Raw genomic sequence first — 10,099 nt, 5'->3', positions numbered from 1 at the left:
CCCCCCCCCCCCCCCCCACCCCCCCCCCCCCCCCCCCCCCCCCCCCCCCCCCCCCCCCCCCCCCCCCCCCCCCCCCCCCCCCCCCCCCCCCCCCCGCCGCCGTTGTCAGCCCACCGGGGTACGGAACCGGTTGATCTCCGGCAGGTGCCGCTCACGCGTCTCGGGGTCGGTCACGCCGAGCCCCTCCTGGGGCGCCAGGCACAGCACGCCCACCTTCCCGCTGTGCTCGTTGCGGTGGACGGCGCGGGTCGCCTCCCCGGTGGCCTCCAGCGGGTAGACCGTGGACAGCGTCGGGTGCACCATCGCCTTGGTGATGAGGCGGTTGGCCTCCCACGCCTCGCGGTAGTTGGCGAAGTGCGAGCCGACGATCCGCTTCAGCGACATCCACAGGTACCGGTTGTCGTACTCGTGCCGGAATCCGGAGGTGGACGCGCACGTGACGACGGTGCCGCCGCGGCGGGTGACGAAGACGCTGGCGCCGAAGGTCTCCCGGCCAGGGTGCTCCAGCACGATGTCCGGGTCCTCGCCGCCGGTCAACTCCCGTATCCGGCCGCCGAACCGCTTCCACTCGCGCGGGTCGGGCGTCTGCGGGTCCTTCCAGAACCGGTAGCCCTCCGCGGCCCGGTCGATGACCAGCTCCGCGCCCATGGCCCGCACCAGCTCGGCCTTGCGCGGGTCGGAGACCACGCACACCGGCACCGCCCCGCCGTTCAGGGCCAGTTGGGTGGCGTACGAGCCGAGGCCGCCGCCCGCGCCCCAGATCAGGACCACGTCGCCCTGCTTGAGCGAGGCGCCGTTGCGCGAGACGAGCTGGCGGTAGGCCGTGGAGTTGACCAGCCCGGACGACGCGGCCTCCTCCCACGTCAGGTGCGCGGGTTTGGGCATCAACTGGTTGGACTTGACGAGCGTCAGCTCCGCGAGGCCGCCGAAGTTCGTCTCGAAGCCCCAGATCCGCTGCTCGGGGTCGAGCATCGTGTCGTCGTGCCCGTCGGCGGACTCCAGCTCCACGCTCAGGCAGTGCGCGACCACCCGGTCACCCGGCTTCCAGTTGCGCACACCGGGCCCCGTGCGCAGGACCACCCCGGCGACGTCGGAGCCGAGGACGTGGTACGGCTGCGCGTGGCGCGCCGCCTCGGGGCTGCTGCGCGCGTACCGGTCGAGGAAGGTGAACGTGGGCAGCGGTTCGAAGATCGCGCTCCAGACCGTGTTGTAGTTGATCGCGCTGGCCATCACGGCGATCAGCACCTCACCGGGGCCGGGTTCCGGGGTGGCGACGTCGATGGTGTGCAGGGACTTGGCGGGGTCCTTCTCACGGGTCTCCAGCCCCTCGAACATGTCGGTCTCCTCGCGGAGCACGGCCGCGCCGCGGTAGCTCTCCGGCACCGGGAGCGCGAGGAAGTCCTCGGCTCCGGCATCCGCGCGCACGGCGTCGATGATCTGCTGCATGAGCGGTCCTCCCGTTGTGACCCGGCGGTCAGGCGATCTCGTTGGTCGGCATGTGCACTTCCAGCGGGAGTTGGTGCCGCCTGGTGATGTTGAGCTTGCGGTAGACCCGGGTCAGGTGCTGCTCGACGGTGCTGATCGTCACGAACAGCTTCGCCGAGATCTCCCGGTTGGTGTATCCGCAGGCGGCCAGGGCCGCGACCCGCTTCTCGGAATCGCTGAGCTTCGCCTCGGCCTCCGCGCCCAGCGCGTCGGCGGCGACCGGTTCGGCGAGCGCGGCGGCGGCCGGGGCGAGATCCTGGGCCCGCTCCCGCTCGCCCTCCCGCAGCCGTTGTCCGGACTCCGCGCACAGCGGTTCCGCGCCGCACTCGCGGGCCAGGTGCAGGGCCCGGCGGGTGACGGCGATCGACCGTGTGGTCTCTCCCAGTTCGCGGTACGTCTCGCCCAGCACGCCCACGGTGCGGGCCAGTTCGAGCCGGTCGCCCGACCGGTGCAGGTCCTCGACCGCCCGGGCCAGCAGCGACGGCCGGAGCTTGAGGTCGACGCTCTGCGCGCGCAGCCGCAGCGTGACGCCGCGCACCCGCGGGTGCACCGCGTCCGGCATCCGCAGCTGGTCCACGATCAACCGCTCGGCGCGGTCGGGCTGTTCGAGACGGCACAGCGCCTGCGCGGCGTCGGTGCGCCAGGGCAGCAGCACCGGTCGGTCGACGCCCCAGCGGACGGCGAAGCGGCCCGCTGTCTTGAAGTCGGTGAGCGCGGCCTCGGGTTGGCCGGTGGCCAGGTAGAAGTGGCCGCGTGCCCGCAGGTATCCGAGACCGTAGACGCTCTTGAGCAGGGCGTCGGGAATCGGCTGGTTGAGCCGCCGGGCCGCGGCCGTGTAGTCGCCCGCGGCCGTGTGCGTGAGGATCAGTACGGCCAGCGGACCGCCGACGAAGAAGCTCCCGTTGTGGGCGGAGACGCTGTTCAGCGACTCCTGCGCGTACTGCGCGGCGGCCTCCAGCCGTCCTCCGCGCAGCGCGATGTCGGCCCGCAGGCCGGCGAACACCGCCCGCCAGCCCGGCGCCCGCCGCCGGTCGGCCTCCTCCTGGAATCTGCGGCAGGCGTCGTCGGCGGCTTCCAGCCGGTCGCCGAAGTACAGCGACACCACGGCGTTGACGATCGGCGTCAGCGTCACGTCCATCAGCGGGGACACCCGCAGAAAGCGTTCGGCCGAGGTCTCCACGCCGGTGTCGGGCGACAGGACCGGGCAGCGCAGCGACCCGTCGGGGGACGGATGCGCCACCGCGTCCGCGGATATCGGGTGGTCCTGCAACCCGGGGTCGCCGCCCTCGCCGCACCACTGCCCGGCCAGGGGCGTCAGTTGACCGAGCGCCGCCTGCGCCGCGCCCCACTGGCCGGACGACGCCCTCGCCTTGAGGCCGCCGAGGATGGCGCGGGCCTCCTCGAAGCGGCCGTGGCTGATCAGCAGGTCGGCGAGACCGGCGGCGGTGTGCGCGGGCAGCCGGGTGGTGGCCGCGGAGGCGACCAGTTCCGGCAGGTGCCTGGCCTCGGCCGCGGCGGGGTTGATCCGCCACAGCACGGCGGCCAGCCGCAGCCTGATGTCCGTACGCACCCGCTCGTCGTCGCACCCGGCGCAGGCCAGCTCCAGGTAGTCGATGGCGAGCGGGGCGTCGTCCTCGTGCAGCGCGGCCTCCGCGGCCTCCCGCAGTACGGCCGCTCCCCAGGAGCCGGGCACCTCGCCCCCCGCGAGCAGGTGCGCGGCCACCGCCGAGGGGCGGGCGCCCTGGTCCCTGAGCAGACCGGCGACCTCGCGGTGCAACCGGCCGCTCTCGGCCGCGTCCAGGCTGTCGCGGACCACGGACCGCGCCACCGGGTCGCGGAAGCGCGGGCCGTCCACGATGCCCGCGGACTCCAGTGCCTGCAACGCCTCGTCGACGCTCCAGGAGGTGGCCTCGGAGACGCGCCCGACGGACTCGGTGTCGGCCGCCTCGCCCAGCACCGCGACGGCGGCGGCCACCTCCCAGGTGTCCTCGCCTCCGCGGCGCAGGCAGGTCAGCAGCGCCTGTCCGAACAGCTCCCCGGCGAGCGGCGGGGCGATGCCCGGCGGCCAGTGGGCCACCGCGCGGTGGCAGTCCTCGAGACACGCGCGCAGCAGCAGCGGATTGCCGCCGGTCAGCCGGTACAGCTCCGCGGCGTTGACCGCTCCGGCGGGCAGGTCGGTATACGCGGCGAGGATCTGGGCCACGCCGTCCTGGTCCAGGGGCAGCAGTCGCAGCCGGTGCACTTCGGGCTGACGCAGCAGCTCGACGGCGAACTGCGGGTCCCGCGGTCCGCCGTGCAGCGGCTGGGTGAGCACCATCAGGACACGTCCGCGCCGGGTCAGCCGGGCGAGCTGGAGCAGACACCGCAGCGACTCGGCGTCGACGTGCTGGAGGTCGTCGACGGCGATGACCACCGGTGCCTGCTCGGCCATGTCCTTCACGGCCGCGGCGAGTTGCCGGGCGAACCGGCCGGTTCCCAGGTCGGTGGCCCCGTCGGGCGGTACCGGTGGCGCGGTCGACGGCGGCACGCCGTCCATCAGTTGGGAGACGGCGCCCAGGGGTGTGCCGGCCTCGGCGGGCGACCCCGCCGCGCACAGCAGGGTGACCCCGGACCTGGTCGCCTCGTCGATGACCCATTCCAGGGTCTGGCTCTTGCCGCAGGCGATCGCGCCCTCGACCAGAACCGTTCTCCCGCTGCCGGACATGACATCCCGCAAGGAATTGCTCAAAAACTCTAACTGCGCTTCACGCTGAATAAATTCCACGACAGTGAACAGCCCCCGTTCAAACCGTTCAATTCGCATTACCCAAAAGACACCGGGAACGCAACAAAGCGCCTGCGGGTGTGAACCCCGTGGCACAGATGATCCTCATCTATCCCAAACAGCCAACTCCCACCGTATCCGAAAGCCGAATCGACTCTATCGCGGCTTTCCGAAGATCGGGCAACCTCGGCGCGTTAAGGAAGCGGAAGAAGTCGGCCATCTCCGACTCGGCCGCATCCGGGTCGGCCACGGCCGGCCCGGTCACCGCCAACCCGGTCACCGCCGGATCGGTCACACCGGCACGCCGAGCCGGTCGCGTAACCCGGCGATCACCGCCGGCCCCTCGGCCACCAGGTAGAAGTGGCCGCCGGGGAAGACCTCGATGTCGAACGGGCCCGCGGTGTGCCCCGCCCACGCCTCCGCTTCCGCGATCTCCACCTGCGGGTCGCGGTCGCCGACGAACGCGGTGACCGGGCAATTCAGCGGCGGCGCCGGGCGCGGCGCGTAGGTCTCGATGGCCCGGTAGTCACCGCGGACCGCGGGCATGATCATGCGCACGATCTCGTCGTCGGCGAGCAGATCGGCGTGGGTACCGGCGAGTCGGCGCAGTTCGGCGACGATGCCGGCGTCGTCCCGCCGGTGGACCGGATCGGGCAGCGGACGGTGGGCGGAGGGCGCGCGGCGCCCGGAGACGAAGAGCCGGGCCGGCTCCACCCCATGGTTCCGTTTCAGCCGCAGGGCCACTTCGTAGGCGACGACCGCGCCCATACTGTGGCCGAAGAACGCGGTCCTCCGGTCGACCATGGGGGCCAGCGCCTCGGCGGCTAGGTCGGCCAGGTCGTGCAGGTCCTGGACCGGTTGCTCGGTCCTGCGTTCCTGCCGTCCCGGATACTGCACCCCGATGACTTCGACATCCGGTTGCAGCGCGCTGGAAACGGGGAGGTAAAAACTTGCCGAGCCTCCGGCGTGCGGAAAACAGACGAGTCTGCGGGGTTCACTTCCGGGCGGAGCTGGGTGATAGCGGCTGAACCATGCCTCGCGGTTCACACACATCTCCAATTCGTACAAATCCGCCCAACGTGCCCAAGGAGTGCCATGCATGCGGTTTCGAAACTAGTTCGGCTCCGCACTCGCCAGTAACCCCTAATCCGGCGAGCGCCACCCCTATGAACGGAAAATGGCGAGGCAGGGGTGGCCGAAACCGGCAATCCGCGAGGACCGCTCGACCGGCTGCCCGACCGGCGGCGGTGGCGCGTCGGGCCCCGCCCGAATTTGCCGCGGGGGCGGAGGGCGGGACGGGGTAGGCGAGGGCCAGGCCGTGTCGCCAGGACACGCATGAGGTCTCGCGGAGGATCGATGGAAGCGAACACCGTTGACGGCGGCGCGAGTTGCCAGGTTCTGGTGGTCGGTGCGGGGCCCACCGGGCTGTTGGTCGCCGAGGAGCTGGTCCGGCGCGGTGTGCGGGTCCGGCTGATCGAGCGGTCCACCGAGGAGAACACGCAGAGCAGGGCGTTGGTGGTGGGAGCCCGCACCCTGGAGGTGCTCGACGACCTCGGGATCGCCGAGGAGGCGGTCGACCGCGGCCGGATCCTGCGCCGTATCGACGTCCATCCCGGCCCGGACGACGTCATCCCGCTCGAACTGGACGGCATCCGCTCGCCGTTCCCCTTCGCGCTCTCCCTCCCGCAGCCGGAGGTGGCGGATTTACTGGAGACGGCCGCGCGGCGGCAGGGCGCGGTCGCCGAGCGCGGCACCGAACTGACCACGTGCCGTCAGGACGCGGACGGCGTCACCGCGACCCTGCGGATGCCCGACGGCGCGGAGCGCACGGTTCGCGCCGACTGGCTGATCGCCTGCGACGGGGCGCACAGCACCGTACGGCGGACGGCCGGGATCGCCGGCGACCACCGGGATCTGCACCGCGCCTTCCTGCTCGCCGATGTCGCGGCCGACTGGGATCTTCCCCAGGACCGGCTGCATCCCTGGCTGGGCGGCCACGGCATCCTCGTCCTGCTTCCGCTCCCCAAGCCCGGCCACTGGCGTGTCATCGCCGATGTCCCGTCCGGCTCCGACGCGCCGGAACCGGACGAGGACATGCTCAACCGGCTGCTCGCCGAGCGCACCCCGCTCTGCGGTGCCGACGGCGGCAGCGCGATCTCCCGTGTGGACTGGCTGAGCGGTTTCGAGGTGCGCGAGTCGCTGGCCGAGCACTACCGGCAGGGGCGCATTCTGCTGGCGGGGGACGCGGCGCACACCCACAGCCCGGTCGGCGGACAGGGCATGAACGTCGGCCTCCAGGACGCGCACAATCTGGCCTGGAAGCTCGCGCTGGTCGTGCAGGGGCGGGCGGGCGCGGGGCTGCTGGACTCCTATGAGCAGGAGCGCCGTCCGGTGGCGGACCGGGTGCTGCACGCCACGACCCGCGCCACGAAGGTGGCCACGACGCACGCCCCGGTCGCCCGTACGCTGCGAGCGCAGGCACTGCGGCTGATCAGCAGGACCCCTCCCGTACGGCATCGGCTGGCCCTCGGCGTCACCGAGCTCTTCGTCGACTACGAGCACAGCCCGCAGGTCGACCGCGCCCGCAGGTCCGGCGCGGGCGGCCCCGGCCCCGGCGACCTCTCCCCCGACGCGTTCGTCCACGACGGCACGGGCTTCACCACGCTGCGGCACCGGCTGCGCGGCAGCGAACACGCCCTGCTGGTGTTCCTCGGGTACGAGGACGACGAGCGGCGGATCGCGGAGGTGACGCGGGCGGGCCGCGAGGCGCTCGGGGACTTCGGCACCGTCGTCGCGGTGAGCCGGACCCGCGGGAAGGGCGACCCCGACCGGTCGCTGCTCGGCGACCGGCACGGCGCCTGCCACCAGGCGTTCGCGGCCACCGGCCCCGGCCTGTGCCTGCTCCGGCCCGACCGCTTCATCTCCCACCGCTCCCAGGGCTGGGACATGTCCGGAGTACGGGACCGGCTGGCCGCGCTCGCGCGCTGACCGGGAGCGACGGCGCATCCGCCGTCCGGGGCCGCGCGGCCCCGGACGGCGGGCGGGCGAGGTCCCGCGCACGCCGAGGAGACGCCCGTGTGACGATCCCCACTCGAACACCCGTTTCCCCGGTCCTCCTCCGGGCACGCGCATACGTGACCCAAGAGGTGACTTCGTTGGACATATTCGATGACGAGACCGGCTCGCCGCCCACCGGCGCACTGCCGATCGCGGACTACAAACATCTGCCCAAGCTCACGATCGAGGGGATCGTCCCCTCACTCCAGCGCGAAGAACTGGAAACGGTGCTGCGCTACGAGAACAGCCACCGCAACCGCACGCCGCTGATCCGCCTGCTGATGTCCCAGCTCCGCGTCCTGCGGCACCGCGCGCGGTAGGACGTCGTCCTCCCCGCGGTGGCGTCACGACGGTGCCGCGTAGCAGCGGACGGCGAAGAGCGCGGCGGGGGCGGCGCCGTGCGTGGACACCACCTCGACGGACAGCTCGTCCGTTTCGAGGGGGATGTCGAAGGTGAGGACGTTGTGGGTCTGGTGGTTGTCGGCGCGTTCTGCGACCACGCGGTCCCCGGCGCGGACGACGTAATCGCGTACGCAGAACGGCACCGCGCGCTCCTGGTGGTCCCACAGGACGGACTCCATGGCGTGGTCGGCGTCGGTGTCGAAGGTCAGGTGGAGCCGGCCGATGCGTCGGGGTTCCGGCCAGCGCAGGCGGACGGTGGGACGGCGGTCCTCGTACGCGGCGGCCCACGCGTTGGGCCGCGCCGTGGGCCGGTGGTGGCCGTTGCGGACGCCCTCCACGCTCCACGCCCTGAGCGGAGGGTCGATCGTCAGGGCGAAGTTGTGTCCGCCGGGGCGCCGTTCGGGGGTCCAGAACTCCACGCGCGGCTTGCCGACGGCGTCGTCCGCCTCCTGTGTGCCCGTGTGCCGGACCGAGAGCAGGCCGGTGACGCGCCGGGTGGTGGTCCGCACCGACACGTCGTCGTTGCGGATCAGCGTCAGGAAGACGTACCGCGGCCGGTCGACCGCCGCCTCGACGTCGACCTCGAGCCGCTGCCCGGCGCCGGCGTCGAGACTGAACTCCCGCGCGGCCAGCACCACATCGGGGGTGTAGTCCTCCGGCCGGTTGCCGGTACGGAGCTCCACCCGCAAGGTGGTGGGCGCGGCCACGTCGACGGTCAGCGTCATCCTCGGCAGCTTTCCCGCGTCCAGCGGCAGCAGTTGGGCGCGCGAGTGGTCGAGCGGCGCCGCGGGACCGTCGCCGGGGAGCGACCCCACGGTCAGCTCGCTCGACGCGGTGAGCGCGGCCTGCCCGGCGAGGTCGTCCGGATCGTCGAGCCCCAGGTCGGGGATGTGCTGCCCGGCACGCAGGAGTTCACGCTGAAGGGCGGCCATCCGGTCGGGTTTCGTCAGCTCCGCCGGGAGTACGCCGTCACGCGCGCACACGGCGGCGGCCATCCCGGCGGCCTGTCCGATCTGGGCGCAGGTGGCCATCACCCTGGTCGAGGCGAACGCGACGTGCGAGACGCTGATGATCCGGCCCGCCAGCAGCAGATTGCTCACGTCACGGCTGACCAGGCAGCGGTAGGGCACCTGGTAGACCCCGCGCGCGTGCAGGTGGTTGCTCCCGGCGTGCTCGCTGAACACGCCGTCGGCCGGGTGCAGGTCGAGGGACCATCCGCCGGAGGCGACGGCGTCGGCGTGGGGGCGCTGGTCGACGATGTCCTGCTGGCGGAGCATGTACAGGCCCTCGAACCGGCGGCTCTCCCGCTTGCCGGGAATCAGCCCGGCCCACTCCAGCGTCAGGGTCTTCGCCTCGGGGAAGTCACCGGAGTTCTTCAGGTGGTTCCAGACGCCGTAGACCACCTTCCAGAGCTCCCACTTGATCTCCTCCGTGTCGTGCACGGTGTCGAGACGGCCGCCGTACTCGATCCACCACAGCCGGCAGCCCTGGACCGTGGTGTCGAAGCTGCGCCAGCGGGGGATCTCGGTGATGTCGTCGAGCGCGTAGCCGGGCGGCACGAAGGTCACCGGCCGTCCGACGTCCTTGCTGTAGAAGTAGATCGACTGGCCGAGCAGGCCGCCGTACGACTCCTCGGGCGCGAAGAGTTCGCCGAACTCCTCGGTGGACTCCGCGCCCATCCGGTAGGCGGCGCCGGCCAGGTAACCGAGGACGCCGTCACCCGACGCGTCGCAGAACACCGGGGCCGTCAGCTCGTAGCGCGTGGAGTTCTGGGCGCAGAAGGCGCTCACCGAGGCGATCCGGTCGCCGTCCTTGGACACCGCCGTCGCCGCCGTGTTCAGCAGGAGGGTGATGCCCGGCTCGGCGACCGCCTTCTCCAGCAGCACGGTGTCGAACAGCACGGCGTTGCCCTCGGGGTTGCGGAACATGTTCTCCACGAGGATCTCGTCGAGCACGCCGCCCTCGCGCGACCAGCGGTTGTTGTTGAACATGTGCGCGGTGGCGCCCAGCACCCAGAGCCGTATCTCGCTGGAGGCGTTGCCGCCCAGCACGGGCCGGTCCTGGACCAGGACGACCCGCGCCCCGGCCCGCGCGGCGGTCACGGCCGCACACGTACCGGCCATTCCGCCGCCGACGATCACCAGGTCGGCGCTGAGCCACTCGGTGCGGAAGTCCCGGCTGTCGCGGGCGGGTTCGGTGGTGAGGAGAGTGCGCGGTGCGGTCATGCCGTTTCAGCGCTCCTTAGGAATCTGCTGGTTGAGGTGGCGTCAGTTCGGGCCGTGCGATGGTCACTTCGCCGCGGCGGGGGGGGGGGGGGGGGGGGGGTGGGGGGGGGAGCGGGGGGGGGGGGGGGGGGGGGGGGGGGGGGGGGGGGGGGGGGGGGGGGGGGGG

Annotated in this window: 6 protein-coding genes; 2 read left to right on the top strand and 4 right to left on the bottom strand. The window is 72.4% G+C overall.

Going from position 1 to position 10,099, the window contains the following annotated elements; translation table 11 throughout:
* Nucleotides 1-105: 105 nt before the first annotated feature.
* The 3 genes from ccrA to ACZ37P_RS26675 all read right to left on the bottom strand — a co-directional run bounded on the left by ccrA (nucleotide 106) and on the right by ACZ37P_RS26675 (nucleotide 5,302).
* Nucleotides 106-1,446 (bottom strand): crotonyl-CoA carboxylase/reductase, encoded by a 1,341-nt coding sequence (ccrA, locus tag ACZ37P_RS26685; protein WP_467348972.1) that lies wholly within the window; start codon nucleotides 1,444-1,446, stop codon nucleotides 106-108.
* 28 nt (nucleotides 1,447-1,474) lie between these two features.
* A complete protein-coding gene (locus tag ACZ37P_RS26680) occupies nucleotides 1,475-4,288 on the bottom strand; it encodes a helix-turn-helix transcriptional regulator (RefSeq protein ID WP_355332741.1) in 2,814 nt (937 codons plus the stop codon).
* A gap of 252 nt (nucleotides 4,289-4,540) precedes the next feature.
* On the bottom strand, nucleotides 4,541-5,302 hold the full coding sequence (locus ACZ37P_RS26675; RefSeq protein WP_401721333.1) for a thioesterase II family protein: 762 nt from the start codon (nucleotides 5,300-5,302) through the stop codon (nucleotides 4,541-4,543).
* A gap of 303 nt (nucleotides 5,303-5,605) precedes the next feature.
* Between ACZ37P_RS26675 and ACZ37P_RS26670 the strand changes: the two genes are divergently transcribed.
* Nucleotides 5,606-7,237, top strand: a complete 1,632-nt coding sequence (locus ACZ37P_RS26670; protein WP_355332747.1) for an FAD-dependent monooxygenase — start codon at nucleotides 5,606-5,608, stop codon at nucleotides 7,235-7,237.
* 167 nt (nucleotides 7,238-7,404) lie between these two features.
* On the top strand, nucleotides 7,405-7,626 hold the full coding sequence (locus tag ACZ37P_RS26665; protein WP_355332750.1) for a DUF8129 domain-containing protein: 222 nt from the start codon (nucleotides 7,405-7,407) through the stop codon (nucleotides 7,624-7,626).
* Between the two features lie 24 nt (nucleotides 7,627-7,650).
* On the opposite strand, the gene ACZ37P_RS26660 is transcribed toward ACZ37P_RS26665, so the two are convergent.
* Nucleotides 7,651-9,933 (bottom strand): FAD-dependent oxidoreductase, encoded by a 2,283-nt coding sequence (locus ACZ37P_RS26660; RefSeq protein ID WP_467348969.1) that lies wholly within the window; start codon nucleotides 9,931-9,933, stop codon nucleotides 7,651-7,653.
* Between the last annotated feature and the right edge of the window lie 166 nt (nucleotides 9,934-10,099).

The organism is Streptomyces sp. NPDC024632 (genome assembly GCF_055559175.1).
Note: the sequence above shows the minus strand (reverse complement) of the source record. Positions and strands in the feature narration are given on the sequence as shown.

Bases quoted from the DNA above. Each gene is read 5' to 3' on its own strand.
- ccrA (WP_467348972.1), bottom strand. From the start codon at position 1,446: ATGCAGCAGATCATCGACGCCGTGCGCGCGGATGCCGGAGCCGAGGAC.
- ACZ37P_RS26680 (WP_355332741.1), bottom strand. From the start codon at position 4,288: ATGCGAATTGAACGGTTTGAACGGGGGCTGTTCACTGTCGTGGAATTT.
- ACZ37P_RS26675 (WP_401721333.1), bottom strand. From the start codon at position 5,302: ATGTGTGTGAACCGCGAGGCATGGTTCAGCCGCTATCACCCAGCTCCG.
- ACZ37P_RS26670 (WP_355332747.1), top strand. From the start codon at position 5,606: ATGGAAGCGAACACCGTTGACGGCGGCGCGAGTTGCCAGGTTCTGGTG.
- ACZ37P_RS26660 (WP_467348969.1), bottom strand. From the start codon at position 9,933: ATGACCGCACCGCGCACTCTCCTCACCACCGAACCCGCCCGCGACAGC.